Origin of the sequence: Buchnera aphidicola (Chaitophorus viminalis), from assembly GCF_026122795.1 — a bacterium.
In the GTDB taxonomy this organism is placed as follows: Bacteria; Pseudomonadota; Gammaproteobacteria; order Enterobacterales; family Enterobacteriaceae; genus Buchnera_J; species Buchnera_J aphidicola_BK.
Map to the genome: position 1 here is coordinate 83,098 of NZ_JAIWQV010000001.1, position 17,423 is coordinate 100,520.

Genomic DNA, 17,423 nt, shown 5'->3' on the forward strand with positions numbered 1-17,423 from the left:
TATCTGATATAAATTTTATTTTCAATTTTTTATAAAAATATTATTTATGATTTTAAATTTTTTATATTAAAAAAATTTTTTTTATAGTATTTCAGTTCTAAAATAGATTCTTGAACATCATATGATGCAGAATGTTTATTAGCTTGATTACTTTTTTTAAATGATTTTTTATTCCATCTAGAATATAGTTCTTGTATTGTGCTTACATCAATATTTCGATAATGAAAATATGATTCTAATTTTGGCATATATTTTTTTAAAAATTCTCTATCTTTCCAAACAGTGCTACCGCATATAGGAGATTGATTTACTGGAACCCATTTTTTTAAAAATTGAAGAATTTCTGTTTCTGCTTTTTTTTCATTATATTTACTATAAACAACTTTTTGAATAAGTCCACTTTTATTATGAGTTCTTTTATTCCAACTATTCATTCTTTCTAAAATTTTTTTAGATTGATAAATACTAATTACTGGACCTTTTTGTAAAATATTTAGATTAGAATCTGTAATTATTACTGCAATTTCTAAGATACGATTTGTTAAATAACATAAACCTGTCATTTCTAGATCAACCCAAATTAAATTTTTTGAATGATTGTTTTTAATATTCATATATTTTTAAAAATTATTTAAGTAAAATTTTATATATATAATATAATAATGTTAAAAAGCATTTTTTAAAAATTTATTTTTATAAATTTATTATATTATTTATATTTTCGTACCTATAAATATATATTTATTTAAAATTATTATATTTTTAAAATTTTTATGATGTTTAAAAATTTTAATATGAGAACAATTATGAAAAGTTTAAGTCCTATTACAACTAAATCTTGGAAAAATTTAAAAAAACATTATTTAAAAATAAAAGATGTACATTTAAGAGATTTATTTCAGAATGATTTAAATCGTTTTAAAAAGTTTTCTTTGCATTTTGAAGATATAATTTTATTTGATTATTCTAAAAATAGATTAACTTCTAAAACTATGTTTCATTTATTAAATTTAGCTAAAGAATTTAATTTAAAAGAATCTATTGTATCCATGTTTCAAGGTAAAAAAATTAATTTTACAGAAAATAAATCAGTTTTACATATTGCTTTAAGAAGTTTTGATAAAAAAAATATTATTTTAAATAAAAAAAATATTTTTTTAGAAATAAAAAATGTATTAAAAAAAATTAAATTATTTTCAAATGCTGTGATTAATAAAAAATGGAAAGGTTATACTGGTAATTCTATTACTGATGTAGTAAATATTGGTATCGGTGGATCAGATTTAGGACCTTTAATGGTTACTGAAGCTTTAAAACCTTACAAAAATCATTTAAATGTACATTATATTTCAAATCTTGATGGTACGCATGTAACAGAGATTTTAAAAAAAATTGATATGCGTACTACAATTTTTTTAATTTCATCTAAAACTTTTACGACACAAGAAACTATTACAAACGCGACTACAATTAAAAAGTTATTTTTAAATCAAAAAAAAGTTTTAAAATCTGATATGTCTAAACATTTTTTTGCAATTTCAATGAATCAAGATGAAGTTTTAAAGTTTGGTATTTCAAAAGAAAATTTTTTTCCTATATGGGATTGGGTAGGTGGCCGTTATTCTGTTTGGTCTGCTGTAGGTTTATCTATTGCTTTATCTATTGGATATAAAAATTTTTCTTTATTTTTAAAAGGTGCTAGTTCTATGGACAAACATTTTTTAAATACTCCTTTAAAAAAAAATATACCAGTTTTATTAGGTTTAATTAGTATATGGTATAATAACTTTTTTAATTCTCAAACAGAAGCTATATTTGTATATGATCAATATATGCATAAATTTTCTACATATTTACAACAAGTGCATATGGAATCTAATGGTAAAAATATAGATCGTAATAAAAATATTGTCTCTTGGCAAACCGGATCAATTCTTTGGGGAGAACCTGGAAGTAATGGACAGCATTCATTTTATCAGTTATTACATCAAGGTACAAAATTAATTCCTTCAGATTTTATTATTCCTATAAATACTCATAATAAAATTAATGATCATCATATAAAATTATTATCACATTTTTTTGCACAAACTAGATCTTTAGCGTTTGGAAAATCTATAAAAGAAGTTTTAAAAGAACATAATTTTAAAAAAAAATTATTACAAGATAAAAAAAAAATAAATGATAATATAAATATTTATAAATTATGTAATGGAAATCAACCAACAAATTCTTTTTTATTAAAAAAAATTACTCCTTATACTTTAGGTATTTTAATTGCATTATATGAACATAAAGTTTTTACACAAGGAGTAATAATGAATATATTTAGTTTTGATCAATGGGGAGTAGAATTAGGAAAATCTGTAGCTAACAATATTTTAAATGAACTAAAAAATAAAAATTTAACTAAAAAATATGATTCCTCTACAAATTCACTAATAAATTTTTATAAATTAAATAAAGAATAATATTTTATTTTTTATAATAATTTTTTTAATTTTTAAAACAATAAAAAATATGTATAATAAACAAAAAATAATTTTTTTAATGGGTCCTACTACTTCTAATAAAACGAAATTTGCGATCAAATTAACTCAAATTTTTCCTATTGATATAATTAGTGTTGATTCTGGTTCAATTTATAAAGAATTAAATATTGGTACAGCAAAACCGACTCTAAAAGAATTATGTCTTGCTCCACATAGTTTAATTAATATTAAAAATATTACAGAATATTATTCTGCACAATCTTTTAGACAAGATGCATTATATGAAATTAATAAAAGTCTTTCTAATAATAGAATTCCTGTATTGGTTGGAGGAACTATGTTTTATTATCATGCTTTAATAAATGGTTTATCACCTTTACCTGAAAGAAATCTTCATATTAGAAAAAAAATTCTAAAAAAAAATAATTTTTATTTCAAAGGAAATTTACATAAAGAGTTATTATTTATAGATCCTATTTCTGCAAAACGAATTCATCCTAACGATTTACAAAGAATAATAAGAGCATTAGAAGTATATTTTATCTCAGGAAAAAAAATTAGTGATTTAATTAAAGATCATAAATATAAATTTCCATATCATGTTTTACAGTTTATTTGTTTTCCACAAGACAAATATATTTTACATAGAAAGATAGAATATAGATTAAGAAAGATGTTATCGTCTGGTTTTCAAGAAGAAGTTGAAAATTTACTAAAAAATAATAACTTTAATATAAATAATCCAGGAATGAAATGTTTAGGATATAGAGAGATGTGTGATTATATTTTAAATAAAATTAGTTATCAAAAAATGTTTAATAAAATTCTTTTATCTACTAAAAAATTAGCTAAAAATCAAATTACTTGGTTAAAAAAAGATAAAAATTCATTTTGGTTAAATAGTGAAAAAAAAAATTCTATAAATTTTATTATAAAAAACATTGATATCTTTTTGAACAAAAAATAAAATTAATATATTAAACTTATTTTATTAAATATTAATTTTAAATAAATATATTTAATTTTTTAATATTTAAATTATTATAATAATTTATAAATTTTTTTATAAAAGTATAATTTTTATTAAAATTTTATATATTTACTAAAATTATGTAATTATAATAAATTTTTATATGTAAATATATTTAGAAAAAATTCATATAAATAAATTATTTGTAATAATAAAATTTAATTTTATTAAAAATATTTTTATTTTTAGTTTTTTAACTATATTAAAAGTTTAATAAAAATATATTTAGATAAATTTTTTTAATTAAATTAAAGAAAATATAATTTATAAAATAAAATATAATTTAAATATATTAATATAAATACTATAATATTATATTATAAATATATGTTTTATATTGTAAATATAAATTTTGGAGTAAATAAATTTTGATTAATAGTATAGTAATTTTAGGAATACAATGGGGTGATGAAGGGAAAGGTAAAATTGTTGATTTATTATCTGAAAATTCTAATTATGTAGTTAGATATCAAGGAGGAAATAATGCTGGTCATACTTTATTAGTTAATAAAAAAAAAACTGTTTTGCATTTAATACCTTCATGTGTTTTACATAAAGATGTGATTGCTGTTCTTGGAAATGGTGTAGTAGTTTCTTTAACAGATTTAGTAAATGAAATTGTTTCTTTGAAAAAAAAAGGAATATTTATACAAAATCGTTTAATATTATCTTCTTCAATTCCATTAATATTTGAGTATCATATTAAGTTAGATAAAGCTCGTGAATGTAATCTTTTAAATAAATCTGTTATTGGTACTACTCATAAAGGAATTGGTCCTGCATATGAAGATAAAATTTCTAGACGAGCAATTCGAATAAATGATTTATATTATTCAGATTATTTTTATAAAATTTTAAAAAAAAATGTAAAATATTATAATTTTACATTAAAAAATTTATATCAAACAAAAACTGTAGATTTTAAAAAAATTTTTAATAAAACGATGATAGCATTTAAAAAAGTTAAACATATGATTCAAGATGTTTCATGTTTATTAAATAATAAAATTGATAAAAATAAAAAAATTATATTTGAAGGAGCTCAAGGTTCTCTTTTAGATATTGATCATGGAACATATCCATATGTTAGTTCTTCTAATAGTAGTATTGGAGGAGTAATTACTGGTACAGGTGTAGGAATTAAAAAAATTAAGTATATTCTTGGTGTATCTAAAACTTATTGTACTAGAGTAGGAAATGGTCCTTTTCCAACTGAAATTTTTGATGATATGAGTAAATATTTATGTAAAAAAGGAAAAGAATTTGGAACAACAACAGGTAGAAAAAGAAGAATAGGATGGTTGGATTTATTTTTATTAAAGAAAATGATACTTATTAATTCTTTGTCTGGATTATGTTTAACTAAAATGGATGTTTTAGACTTTTTACCAGAAATAAAGATTTGTATTAAATATTTAGATAAAAATTCTAATCAAGAAATATCTTCTTATCCTATGACTATACAAAGTTGGAAAAATATTATCCCAGTATACAAAATTTTTAAAGGATGGAATAAATCTACAAGAGGTATTACTTCATTTGCAGAGTTACCTATAGAAGCGCAACATTATATTAATTATATTCAATCTTTTTTAAATATTTCAATAGATTTAATTTCTACAGGTCCTAATAGGCATGAAACAATTATAATTAGCAAATTTTTAAAAAAATTTATTAAATAAAAATTTAAATTTTATTTAAAGAAATTTCATTTTTAATATTTTATAAATTATTACAGTATTTCATTTAATAAAATTTTTAGTATAGATATTATTTTTTGTATTATTATAAATAAAAATTTACATTTAATAGGATAATTAACATTAAAATATTTAAAAACAGAATCAATTGTATTAAAATACATGAAAGAGCTTTGAGAAAATATAATATTCCTTTGAAATGGTCAAAAAATATAAAAAATGCAGTCAATGTTGTTAAAAATCAAAATATATCTAACGAAATTAATATTAGAAAAGATTTAAGAAAATTACCTTTTATTACTATTGATGAAAAAAATTCATATGATTTTGATGACGCTATTTACTGTTATTTAATAAAAGAAACTTTAAAATGGAAATTATTTGTAGCGATTTCAGATGTGAGTTTTTATATAAAAAAAAATTCTATTTTAGATCGTGAAGCTTTTAATCGAGGAAATTCAATATATTTACCTTTAAAAGTAATACCTATGTTACCAGAAGAATTATCTACAAATTTTTTATCTTTATTACCAAATAAAGATCGTTTATGTGTAATTTGTGAAATGACTTTATCTGAGTTTGGAGATTTAATTAAATATAAACATTATGAAGCTGTAATTAAATCACATGCTAGAATTACGTATAAAAATATTACTAAAATATGGAAAAAAGATTATTTATTATCTAAAAAATTTAAAAAAATAAAAAAATCTTTATTAGAATTAAATGATTTAAATAATATCTTATTAAAAAATGAAATGCTCAAAAAAGTTATTTCAATTAAAAATGATGAACCTGTTTTTATTTTTAATTCTTCTTATATGATAGAAAAAATTACTTTAAAAAAAAGAACTTTAGCACATGATTTAGTGGAATCTTGTATGTTATTAGCAAATAAAGCTTCTGCTTTATTGATACATAAAAATAATAAAATATCTTTATTTAGAAATCATGCATATCCAACATATAATAAAGTTAAAGATTTTAGAAAAATTTTAAATAAATTTAATTTAAGATTAAAAGGTGGGAAAAAACCTCTTTTAAAAAATTATTTTCAATTATTAAATAAGTTAAAAAATAAATCTTTTCAAGAAATAGTTAAATTATGTTTATTAAAATCTACAAAAAAAGCTTTTTATAGCGAAAAAAATATTGGTCATTTTGGTTTAGCAGAAAAATTTTATACTCATTTTACTTCTCCAATCAGACGTTATTCAGATTTAATTATTCATCGAATTATTAAAAATATTTTATATACTAAAAATAAAAATTTTTCTAAAAAAAATATTTTTATTAAAAATATGTATATATATAATTTAAAGAATTTAAAAGATATTTCAAAAAAATGTTCTATAACAGAAAAAAGATCAGATAAAGCATTTAAATTTATTACAAATATATTACAACTTGAATTTGCAAAGAAAAATATTAAAAAAAAATTTTATGGAATTATTTCTCATATTACGGAATTTGGATTTTTTGTTAAAATAAATAATTTATATATAAATGGATTGGTGCATGTTTCTACATTAAAAGATGATTATTATTATTATAATAAAAATACAATGACTTTACATGGAAAAAATTCTAAAAAAAAATTTTTTATTGGAAATAGAGTATATGTTCAAATTATTTCTATAAAAGAAAAAAAGAAAATAATTTATTTACATTTAATATAGTTTTTTAAAAAAAAATATTATTTTAAATGTCTAGATTTCTTGTGTTAATATAGAATTATACTTTTATAAATTATTTAATTGAAAATTTTTATAATAAAATGTTATATATTAAAAATAAATTTTTTAAAAAAATAATTTAAATTTTTATTTTTATAATATTATTTTAAATAATTATTTTAAATAAGGAGATTTTTTTAAGTGCGACATTATGAAATTGTATTTATGATTCATCCAGATAAAAGTGAAAAATCAAACATTATTATTACCAATTATAAAAATATTATTAAAAAATTTTCAGGAAAAATACACCGTTTAGAAGATTGGGGAAAAAGACATTTATCATATCCAATTAAAAAATTAAAAAAAGCGCATTATATTTTAATGAATATAGAAATTTCACAAAAAAATATCAAAAAATTAGAAAATTTATTTAAATTTGATGATTCTATTATAAGAAATATTATTATTTCTACGAAAAAAGCTGTTTTAGAAGTTTCTGCAATATTAAAAGAAAATAATATGGAATTAAATAAAAAAGAATCAATGGTAATAAAAAAAATAAATTAATTATTTTAAAAAAAAATTTATAAATATTTTTTCAAAGAAATGTAATAAGGATTATAAATATGATTAGATATTTTCGTCGTAGAAAATTTTGTAAATTTACTGCAGAAGGTATTAAAGAAGTGGATTATAAAAATGTTTCAATTTTAAAAAATTATATTACTGAAAGTGGAAAAATTATTCCTAGTAGAATTACTGGTACAAAAGCAAAATATCAACGTCAATTATCAAAAGCCATTAAAAGAGCTAGATATCTTGCTTTAATACCATATACGGATCGTCATCAGTAGTTTAAAAAATTAGTGTAAAATTGTAATTTCATGTCATAATATTTTATTATTAATTAGGAAATTTTATGAAAGTAATTTTAATTACTGCTTTTAGAAATTTAGGTAAAGTAGGAGATCTTATAAAAGTTAAATCTGGTTATGCAAGAAATTTCTTATTTCCTAAAGAAATTGCATTGCCTGCTATTAAAAAAAATATAGAATATTTTGAAAGTCGTAAAAAATTTTTAGAAGATAAAAAAATTAAAAAATTAAAAATAGCTCATTCTCGTATTAAAGAAATTAAAAAAATTAAGTTTATTAAAATATTTGCTAAATCTGGAGATAAAGGTAAATTATTTGGATCAATTAATACAAGAGATATTTCTAAAAAATTAAATGAAATAGGGTTTAAAGTACATAAATCAGAATTAAAATTAGAAAATGGAAAATTACGTTCTATAGGAGAATATTTTGTTTTATTTCAACCTCATACAGATGTTTACATTAATTTTAAATTAATTATTTTACCTAAATAAAGAATAAATATTATTTTTTAATTAAATTTTTTATTTAATTTATATAAATTATAATATTTATTTAATTATAACAATCTATTATAAAAAAAAAAAAAGAATGAAAAATATTAATATAAAAATTTTAAATAAAAATATAAAGAATGAAAATTTTTTTCCAAAACCCTCAACTTTAGGATCTGCTGGAATAGATTTAAGAGCATGTATAATAAAAAAATTTAATATGAAACCTAATCATTCTTATTTATTTTCAACTGGTATTTCTATATATATCAAAGATACATCTTTGGCAGCTATAATTCTTCCACGTTCTGGATTAGGACATAAATATGGAATTGTATTAGGAAATACAGTAGGTTTAATTGATTCTGATTATCAAGGAGAAATTATGATTTCTTTATGGAATAGAAGTAATAATAATTATTATATAAATCCATATGATAGAATTGCACAGATGATTTTTATTAAAGTAGAAAAAGTACAATTTAAAATTGTACAGAATTTTGTCGATACAAGTGCTCGAGGAGAAAATGGTTTTGGACATACTGGATTATAAAAAATTTTTTTCTTGATGTTGAATGAGAATTTTTAATTGTTTTTTCATAATATTTTTATTTTTTAAATACAAAATAATATCGTTTATGTCAATTATTGAAGATATTTGACATAAATATTTTTTTTCAATTTCTTTTTTTGCAGATAATTTAGTTGTTCCAGATTCTTTTCGATCAATTGCAACTAAAATATTTGATATTTTAGAATCTTTATTTTTATTTATAATATTAATTGCATTTTTTATTGCTGTTCCAGCAGTAATAATATCATCTATAAGGACTATTTTTCCTTGTATTTTATGTCCTACAGTTTCTCCTTTTTCACCATATGTTTTGATTTCTTTTCTATTAAAAGAATATGGTTTATTGATATTAAAATCATTTTTTAATGCTAGAATTGTAGAAATTAAAATAGGAATACCTTTATAAGCAATTCCAAATAATACATCAAATTCAATATTTAAATTTACTAAAGTTTGAGCATAGAATTTTCCTATTTTTTTTAGATCTTCTCCGGTAGAAAATAAAGACATGTTAAAAAAATATGGACTTTTTCTATTAGATTTTAATATAAAATCTCCAAAAATTAAAATTCTTTTATTTAAAATAAATTCAATAAATTTATTTTTCCAATTTTTCATTATAAACCTTATTTTTAATTTAAGAGTTTTTTATTTTTTTATTTTTTTTTTTTTTTTTTTTTTTTTTTTTTTTTTTGGCCCTTGCTGGATTTGAACCAGCGACCAAGCGATTATGAGTCGCTTGCTCTGACCAACTGAGCTAAAGGGCCTTTTTAATTTTTCTATAAAATAAATTATAATAGAAATATTAATAATAATCTAGTAGTCTTTTAATAAAATTAAAAAATTTTTAAATATATATTTAAAATTGATTTTAAAAAAAAAATATGATAAAATTTAATTTTCCTCTGTAGTTCAGTTGGTAGAACGGCGGACTGTTAATCCGTATGTCACTGGTTCGAGCCCAGTCGGAGGAGTTTTATTTAAAAACTTTATTTTTTTTTTGTAATTCCAATAAATTTTAATTCATGAGTAATTTTTTTTTTTTCTTTAGATATATCAGCACATTGTAAAACATAATCATCAATTCGATCTTCGTAATCGTTTTTCATACTTAAAATAATTTTTTTAATATCTTGGTATTTCATATCTGGTTTAATATAATCATTTAAGTTTTTTATCAATAAAATTCTTTTTTGATTATCACGTATTTTTTTTCCAAGATCATTCATCTCTCTTTTTAGTTTATTTTTTCTTCGAAATAAATGCACAACATGTAAAACGTTTTTAAAAGATTTTGGAGAATTTTGATTATCATGATTTTTTTTATTATGTGTATTCATTATTTATACTTTTTAAGTTAAGAGTTTATTTTATATATCATACATTATTTTCAAAAAAAAAAGATTTTTATTATGAATAATATATTTAAATTTAATTTTTTATTTTATGATTATGAAACTTTTGGAATTAACACTGCTTTAGATAAAGCTTCTCAATTTGCATGTATTAGAACAGATTTTAATTTAAGAATCATTTCTAAACCTATTGTATTATATTGTTATCCTCCTATAGATTATTTACCTGACCCCAAATCTGTATTGATTACTTCAATTACTCCATATATGACTTTACGTTTAGGATTAAATGAATCGAATTTTTCAAAAAAAATTTATTATTATTTTAATCAACCTAATTCTTGTATACTAGGATATAATAATATTTCATTTGATGATGAAATTACACGAAATATTTTTTATAGAAATTTTTTTGATATATACTCATGGAGTTGGAAGAATAATAATACTCGATGGGATGTGATTAATATTGCTCGTGCTTTTTATGCATTACGACCTAAAGGTATTAAATGGCCTAAAAATAAAGATAATTTAGTTTCATTTAAATTATCAAAATTAACTCGAGAAAATTTCATTAATCATGATAAATCTCATGATGCTCTATCTGATGTATATGCTACAATTGATTTATTAAAGTTATTTAAAAAAAATAATAAAAAATTTTTTAATTTTTTATTTATAATGAGAAAAAAAAAAAATATATTAAATTTAATTAGTAATTATTATTATCAATCTGTAATTTATATTTCTAGTTATTATGGATCAAAGAATAAAAATTGTGGTTGTGTTTTTCCTTTAACTTTACATTCTGAAATTAAAAATATTTTAATTGTATTTGATTTAAATATAAATTATTTATCTGAAAAAAATATAAATAATTTTAAAAACTTTAATTATGATATTAATTATTTATTTAATTTAGGTATGAAATTTATTTATTTAAATAAATGTCCAATATTAATTCCTATAGATTTTTTAAGTAATTCAGATATTATTAGATTAAAAATAAATATCGAACAACAAAAAAAAAATATTATTTTTTTAAAAAAATTTATGAACACTAATAGAATTTTAAATATTTCGAAAGTATATTTTAAAAAGACAAAATATAAACATATAGATTTAAAGTTATATGAAAAATTTTTTAGTTATTTGGATCAAAAAAATATAAATATTTTACGTTCATTGATTAATCAAAATAAATTTCATAATACAATTGAAATTAAAGATAATCGTTTTTCTGAATTAATATTTTTTTTTAAAGCAAGAAATTTTCCACATATTTTAAATTTAAAAGAAAAAATACTTTGGTTAAAATATTTAAAAAAATTTTTTAATCAGACTAGAATTTTAAACTATAAAAAAGATATTTATTTTTTAAAAAAAAAATATTATGATCAAAAAAATAAAATAAAATTATTAAATAGTTTATTAGATTATTTAAAATATATAAATGAGTCTATTCAAACATTTAAGAAAAATATAACGTTTAAATAAAAAATTTTATTATATAATTTATTTATATTTTGATTTTAAAGTATTTGTTTTAAAAAGAAAATCATTCATTTTTTTATATATTATTTTTTGATCTTTTAATTTCATCATATTTAATTTTTTTTCATTAATTAATATAGTTTGTTTTTTTATCCATTTATTCCAAGCTTTTTGTGAGATATTTTTATATATTTTTTCTCCTAACTTTCCTGGATATACCATATATTTTAAACCTTTCATTTTTTTTTTAAAAAAAATACAATATATTTCTCTTTTCATATTTTTAATCCTCTTTCGTGTCTTTTTTTATAAATTTTAAAAAAATTTTTTTTACTGGAGCAGGAATACCAATTATTGGAGGTTTAGATATATTAAACCATATATTTTTTTTTTTTTTTATTTGTTTTTTTATATTAATTAATACTAAAATAGGATGAATTAATAAAGAATAATAGTTAAAATGATGTAAAAAATTTTTTTTTTTTTTTATTTTTTTTATTTTTAATGTATTTTTTTGAATCCATTTATAAGCTTTTTTTTTTTTAAAAAAAAACGGGAAATAATATAAGTTTTTCCAAATTTTTTGTTTTTGTTGTTCTAAATAAAAAAAATTTTTGTACTTTAATAATATAAACCAGCATTTTTTTATTTTCTTTATTTTTTTATGATTGAGATCATTTATTTTTAAAATATTATTTTGTTTATTAAATAAACATTTTGTTTTTAGTGGACATTCTATACAAATAGGATTTTTTATTTTACAAATTAATGAACCTAGATCCATTAAAGCTTGATTAAATTTTGCACAGTTATGAATTGGAATTAAACAATTAATTTTTTTCCACAATTTTTTTTCTAATTTATAGTTTTTTAATGTATAGTTATAAAATCTTTTTAAAATTCTTTTTACGTTTCCATCTAATATTGGAAAACAATAATTATGTGTTAAAGATAATATTGCTCCTGCAGTAGATTTTCCTATTCCAGGAAGATTTATTAAATTATTAAATTCTTTTGGAAATTTATTATTATATTTATTTTTAATAATTTGAACAGTTTTATAAATATTTTTAGCTCTTTTATAAAATCCTAATCCACTCCATATATAAAGAATTTCATTTAAAGAAGCTTTAGATAAATTTTTTAAATTAGGAAATTTTTGAATAAATTTTTTAAAATATGGAATAACTACTTTTACTTGAGTTTGTTGTAACATAATTTCAGAAATCCATATTTTATAAATATTTTTATTTTTAGTCCAAGGTAATTTTTTTCTATGATAAATATGAAACCAATTTAAAATATTATTTGAAAAATTGAAAGTTTTATGCATATTTTTTTAATACCTTAATTTTAAAATATATTTAAAAATACATTTTTTATTTTAGATATATTAAATATATTTATATATTTTCAAGATATATAATATATAATATATTTAAAAAATATTTATTGTTTGTAATTATAAAATCATGTTAAATAATATTAATAAAACTATTAAGACATTTAGAATTAGAAGTAGAAAATTAAGTGTAAAAAAACATAATAATATAAATATATATTGGCCTTTAATTGGAATTAATCTAGAAAAAAAAAAAAATTTAACAAATTATTTTTTGAATTTATATACTCCTATTATTTTAGAAATTGGTTTTGGTTTTGGTGAATATTTAGTTAATTTATGTCAAAAATATAAAAATATTAATTTTATAGGGATTGAAGTATATATTCCAGGAATATCGTTTTGTTTAGAAAAAATTTATAAACTTAATTTAAGGAATATAAAAATTATTTATAGTGATGCTTTATTTTTTTTTATAAATTATGCAAAAAATATAAAATTTTATAAAATTAATATTTTTTTTCCAGATCCTTGGCCAAAGAGAAAACATCATAAAAGAAGAATTATTCAACGTTCATTAATTAAAATTATTTTTAAACGTTTATTAATTAATGGAATTTTACATATTATTACTGATTCTTTTTCTTATTATGAAAGTATTTTAAAAATTTTAAAAAAATTTCATGGATTTCAAGATATATCTAAAATTTTTAAAAATTTTTTAAAAAATAACAAAATTTTTAATAGTCGTTTTAAACAGAAAGCATTAGTAAAAAAAAACAAAATATATAATCTTGTATATAAAAAAGTTTTTTAGAAAATATTTTAATAATATAATGATTATATAATAAATAATTCTAATAAATTATTTAAAAATAATTTACCGATATCAGTAGTAATCCAATATTTTTTATTTTGAATTAAATATTTTTTTTTAATAGCTATTTCAATAGGTTTTTTAATAATATTTTCTTTAAGACCTGTGTATTTTATAAAATTTTTGCGTAAACATGGTTTATATAATCTAAAATTATTCATAAAAAATTCTAATGGTATATGTTTTTTTTTAATAAAATATTTTTTTTTTATGTAATGCCCATTCATATATTCAGAAATATTTTTATTTTTTATAATTCTTATAATCTTATTTGTTTTTAAAGTTATTTTACTATGAGCTCCACAACCTATACCTAAATAATCTCCAAACTTCCAATAATTTAAATTATGTTGACATTGATATTTTAATTTAGAATAAGAAGAAATTTCGTATTTTAGATAATTATATTTATTTAAAATTTTTGAACTTTTGTTAAACATTTGAAATGTATCTTGTTCTTTAGGTAAGATAGGAGTTTTTTTATAAAATAAGGTATTACGTTCGATAGATAATTGGTATAAAGATATATGTTGAGGTTTAAAATTTATTGCATATGTTAAATCAGAAAGAAATTCTTTTAATGTTTGTTGTGGTAGTCCAAATATTAAATCAAAATTTAATGAATAAAAATTTATTTTTTTAATCATATGAATGGTTTTAATTAATTCTAAAAAAGTATAATTTCTTTGAATATTTTTTAAAATTTTTTCATTAAAACTTTGAATACCTAAAGATAAACGATTTACTCCAATTTCTTTATATTCAAAAAATACTTCTTCTTGTACGGATTTTGGATTAGCTTCTAAAGTAATTTCTATGTTTTTAGAAAAAGATACTATTTTTTTTATTTCTTGAATAAGGAATTTGATATATTTTGGATGTATGAGATTAGGTGTCCCACCTCCAATAAAAATAGAATGTATTTTTCTAGATTTTATGAAATTAATGTTTTTTTTAAGATCTAATAATAAATTTTTAATATATTTTTTAGAAGGTATATTTTCAATATTGATTGTTTTTGAATAAAAATCACAATAAGGGCATTTTTTTAAACACCATGGAATATGAATATATATACTTATTGAAGGAAGTTTCATAATTATAATATTTTTTAATATTTTTAAAAAATTTTATCTAATTTATTTTTTTATTTTTATTGATTTATTTTTAAATATTTTTTATTTTAAAAGTAAATTTTATAATTTTTTTTAGGTTGATAGTTTATATTTATAGAATTTTAAAAAAAAATAAGTATTATTTTTATATAATTGTTTGATTTGTATAAAATAATTTTTTCATAAATTTATAAAATTAATTTTATATAATATTAATTTTTAATTTTGAAAAATATATTTGATTATTTGATGTTTTTTTTTAAATTATATTTTTTTTGATTAAACCAACTATTTAAAATTATTAATGCTGCCATAGAATTAATTTTAGATTGAGTGAGGAATTTTTTTCCTCCTGTATTAAACAAAATAGATTTTGCTTCAATTGTGGTATATCTTTCGTCATGTAATTTTACTTTTATATTAAATTTTTTAAATAATTTTAATGCAAAAATTTCTGTTTTAAGAGTTGTTTTTTGTTTTTTTCCTTTGGTATTTAACGGTAATCCTACAATAATTTTTTTTGGATTCCATATAGATAATAAAATATTAATTTTTTTCCAATATGTTTCTTCTTTTATATAAGAAATAAAATTTAATGGTCTGGTAGTATAAGTACAACATTCACCTATTGCTACACCTATATTCCTTGTTCCAAAATCAAAAGCTATAATAATCATTTTATTTTTTTTATTTAATAGTAATATTTATTAAAGTTTTTTAATTATTTAATAAAATTTTATGATTAATTTTTTAGATTTTATATTAAATAATTTTTTATTAAAAATTAAAATTATTTTTTTAATTTATTTTTTTTTAAATAAATTTTCTTTTAAAATACTTTATTTAAATTAAAAAATTTGTAAAATTTTTAAAAATATTTATAAATATATAAAAAAATATATGAAGTATGTTTAAAAATTTTAAAAAAAATAATCTAAAAAAGTTTTCAATATATTTTTAAGTGATTATGTTTTTTTTAATTTAATAATTTATTTCATTTTTATCATTATATAAATTTTCTGCATAGTTATCAAATCTAGAAAAATGTCCGTTAAATGTCAATCGTATATTACCTATAGGGCCGTTTCTTTGTTTACTAATAATTATTTCTGCAATTCCTTTTAAATTTGTATTTTGATGGTATATTTCATCTCGATAAATAAACATTATCAAATCTGCATCTTGTTCAATAGATCCAGATTCTCTTAAATCAGAATTAATCGGTCTTTTATCAGATCTTTGTTCTAGAGATCGATTTAGTTGAGAAAGAGCAATTATAGGTATTTTTAATTCTTTAGCTAATATTTTTAATTTTTTTGAAATTTCTGCGATTTCTAAGGTTCTGTTTTCAGAAAAAGAAGGTACATTCATTAATTGTAGATAATCAATCATAATTAAACTAAGTCCATTATTTTCTTTATAGATTTGATAAGCACGTGAACGAATTTCATTTGGTGTAAGAGAAGAAGAATCATCAATATATATATTTTTTTTTTTTAATAAAATATTTATTGTACTAGAAATTCTAGACCATTCATCATCATTTATATTTCCTGTACGTATTTTTGTTTGATCTACTCTAGATAAAGAAGATAATATTTTTATCATGATTTGTTCACTAGGCATCTCTAAACTAAATATTAGAATTGGTTTTTTATATAACATAGAAGCATTTTCACATAAATTCATAGCAAATGTAGTTTTTCCCATAGAAGGTCGAGAAGCAATAATAATTAAATCTGATGCTTGTAATCCAAATGTTTTTTGATTGAGATCTTGATATCCAGTGTCAATTCCTGTAATCTTTTTATGTGGATTTTTTATAAGTTTTTCAAGATTTGAAATAGTAATATTTAAAATTTCTTTAATATTTTTAGGTCTATTATTTTCGATTTTATTTTTTGAAAGTTTTACGAAATAAGATTCTATATAATTTAAAATTTCTTTGCTATTTTTTCCATTAGGGAAGTGTCCTAAATAAGAAATTTTTTTAGATATACTAATTAATTTTCTCATTATTGCATGTTCTTTAATAATGTTTGCATAGAAGGCAATATTTGAAATACTAAAAGTATTTTTAGTGAGTTCAGCTAAATAAGTAAAATTTATAATATTTTTAAAATTTTTTTTATTTTTAAAAGATTCTGATAGTGTAATTAAATCTATAGGTTTATTTAAATGAATTAATTTTTTCATTTCTTTAAAAATTATTTTATGTAATGGATTAAAAAAATCTTTTTCGGTTACAATTTTTTCAATTTTATTCCATTTTTTGTTATTTAACATTAATCCACCTAAAACAGATTTTTCAGCTTCTATTGAATGAGGTAATTTTTTGTTTTTTTTTACATTATTTTTTAAGTTTATATCTTCTATTTTTTTTTTAAACATAAATA

Annotated in this window: 18 protein-coding genes and 2 tRNA genes; 11 read left to right on the forward strand and 9 right to left on the reverse strand. The window is 18.2% G+C overall.

Annotation, left to right across the window (positions count from 1 at the left end; all coding sequences use genetic code 11):
- Positions 1-44: 44 nt before the first annotated feature.
- Positions 45-614, reverse strand: coding sequence for an oligoribonuclease (gene orn / locus LDP12_RS00420; RefSeq protein WP_265226407.1), 570 nt, complete (start codon positions 612-614; stop codon positions 45-47).
- A gap of 192 nt (positions 615-806) precedes the next feature.
- On the opposite strand from orn, the gene pgi reads away from it, so the two are divergent.
- The 8 genes from pgi to dut all read left to right on the forward strand — a co-directional run bounded on the left by pgi (position 807) and on the right by dut (position 8,823).
- The gene (gene pgi / locus LDP12_RS00425) at positions 807-2,471 is read left to right on the forward strand and encodes a glucose-6-phosphate isomerase (protein WP_265226409.1); all 1,665 of its coding nucleotides are present in this window, start codon (positions 807-809) and stop codon (positions 2,469-2,471) included.
- A gap of 49 nt (positions 2,472-2,520) precedes the next feature.
- Positions 2,521-3,459 (forward strand): tRNA (adenosine(37)-N6)-dimethylallyltransferase MiaA, encoded by a 939-nt coding sequence (gene miaA, locus LDP12_RS00430; protein ID WP_265226416.1) that lies wholly within the window; start codon positions 2,521-2,523, stop codon positions 3,457-3,459.
- 431 nt (positions 3,460-3,890) lie between these two features.
- Entirely contained in the window at positions 3,891-5,204 is a 1,314-nt protein-coding gene (locus LDP12_RS00435; protein ID WP_265226418.1) for an adenylosuccinate synthase, read from the forward strand.
- A gap of 191 nt (positions 5,205-5,395) precedes the next feature.
- The gene (locus LDP12_RS00440; protein ID WP_265226419.1) at positions 5,396-6,901 is read left to right on the forward strand and encodes a ribonuclease R family protein; all 1,506 of its coding nucleotides are present in this window, start codon (positions 5,396-5,398) and stop codon (positions 6,899-6,901) included.
- 198 nt (positions 6,902-7,099) lie between these two features.
- Complete coding sequence (gene rpsF, locus LDP12_RS00445; protein ID WP_265226420.1) at positions 7,100-7,468, forward strand: 30S ribosomal protein S6; 369 nt, start codon at positions 7,100-7,102, stop codon at positions 7,466-7,468.
- Between the two features lie 59 nt (positions 7,469-7,527).
- On the forward strand, positions 7,528-7,755 hold the full coding sequence (gene rpsR / locus LDP12_RS00450; protein WP_265226421.1) for a 30S ribosomal protein S18: 228 nt from the start codon (positions 7,528-7,530) through the stop codon (positions 7,753-7,755).
- A 65-nt stretch (positions 7,756-7,820) separates the two neighbouring features.
- Positions 7,821-8,270, forward strand: a complete 450-nt coding sequence (rplI, locus tag LDP12_RS00455) for a 50S ribosomal protein L9 (protein ID WP_265226422.1) — start codon at positions 7,821-7,823, stop codon at positions 8,268-8,270.
- Positions 8,271-8,367: 97 nt separating this feature from the next.
- Positions 8,368-8,823: a dUTP diphosphatase gene (dut, locus tag LDP12_RS00460; RefSeq protein WP_265226423.1), complete on the forward strand. Its 456-nt coding sequence runs from the start codon at positions 8,368-8,370 to the stop codon at positions 8,821-8,823.
- Here the strand turns inward: dut and pyrE are convergent.
- Together pyrE and LDP12_RS00470 are read right to left on the reverse strand one after the other, a co-directional pair.
- On the reverse strand, positions 8,818-9,462 hold the full coding sequence (pyrE, locus tag LDP12_RS00465) for an orotate phosphoribosyltransferase (protein ID WP_265226424.1): 645 nt from the start codon (positions 9,460-9,462) through the stop codon (positions 8,818-8,820). The two genes, dut and pyrE, sit on opposite strands and share 6 nt — an antisense overlap.
- Positions 9,463-9,537: 75 nt before the next feature.
- A tRNA-Ile gene (locus LDP12_RS00470) sits at positions 9,538-9,611 on the reverse strand.
- A 134-nt stretch (positions 9,612-9,745) separates the two neighbouring features.
- On the opposite strand from LDP12_RS00470, the gene LDP12_RS00475 reads away from it, so the two are divergent.
- Positions 9,746-9,818 (forward strand) — tRNA-Asn (locus tag LDP12_RS00475).
- A 15-nt stretch (positions 9,819-9,833) separates the two neighbouring features.
- Here the strand turns inward: LDP12_RS00475 and LDP12_RS00480 are convergent.
- The gene (locus tag LDP12_RS00480) at positions 9,834-10,184 is read right to left on the reverse strand and encodes a DUF496 family protein (RefSeq protein WP_265226425.1); all 351 of its coding nucleotides are present in this window, start codon (positions 10,182-10,184) and stop codon (positions 9,834-9,836) included.
- Positions 10,185-10,256: 72 nt separating this feature from the next.
- On the opposite strand from LDP12_RS00480, the gene sbcB reads away from it, so the two are divergent.
- Positions 10,257-11,696, forward strand: coding sequence for an exodeoxyribonuclease I (gene sbcB, locus LDP12_RS00485; protein ID WP_265226426.1), 1,440 nt, complete (start codon positions 10,257-10,259; stop codon positions 11,694-11,696).
- An 18-nt stretch (positions 11,697-11,714) separates the two neighbouring features.
- Here the strand turns inward: sbcB and LDP12_RS00490 are convergent, their stop codons facing one another.
- A complete protein-coding gene (locus tag LDP12_RS00490; RefSeq protein ID WP_265226427.1) occupies positions 11,715-11,972 on the reverse strand; it encodes an oxidative damage protection protein in 258 nt (85 codons plus the stop codon).
- A gap of 4 nt (positions 11,973-11,976) precedes the next feature.
- Positions 11,977-13,026: an A/G-specific adenine glycosylase gene (gene mutY, locus LDP12_RS00495; protein WP_265226428.1), complete on the reverse strand. Its 1,050-nt coding sequence runs from the start codon at positions 13,024-13,026 to the stop codon at positions 11,977-11,979.
- A 139-nt stretch (positions 13,027-13,165) separates the two neighbouring features.
- On the opposite strand from mutY, the gene trmB reads away from it, so the two are divergent.
- Positions 13,166-13,852 carry a tRNA (guanosine(46)-N7)-methyltransferase TrmB gene (gene trmB, locus LDP12_RS00500; RefSeq protein WP_265226429.1) on the forward strand — a complete coding sequence of 229 codons (687 nt, stop codon included), beginning with the start codon at positions 13,166-13,168 and terminating at the stop codon, positions 13,850-13,852.
- Positions 13,853-13,875: 23 nt separating this feature from the next.
- Here trmB and hemW read toward each other — a convergent pair whose 3' ends face one another.
- The 3 genes from hemW to dnaB all read right to left on the reverse strand — a co-directional run bounded on the left by hemW (position 13,876) and on the right by dnaB (position 17,418).
- Positions 13,876-15,012, reverse strand: coding sequence for a radical SAM family heme chaperone HemW (hemW, locus tag LDP12_RS00505; protein WP_321160218.1), 1,137 nt, complete (start codon positions 15,010-15,012; stop codon positions 13,876-13,878).
- Positions 15,013-15,269: 257 nt separating this feature from the next.
- Positions 15,270-15,704: a Holliday junction resolvase RuvX gene (gene ruvX, locus LDP12_RS00510; RefSeq protein ID WP_265226431.1), complete on the reverse strand. Its 435-nt coding sequence runs from the start codon at positions 15,702-15,704 to the stop codon at positions 15,270-15,272.
- Positions 15,705-16,008: 304 nt separating this feature from the next.
- The gene (gene dnaB / locus LDP12_RS00515; RefSeq protein WP_265226432.1) at positions 16,009-17,418 is read right to left on the reverse strand and encodes a replicative DNA helicase; all 1,410 of its coding nucleotides are present in this window, start codon (positions 17,416-17,418) and stop codon (positions 16,009-16,011) included.
- Between the last annotated feature and the right edge of the window lie 5 nt (positions 17,419-17,423).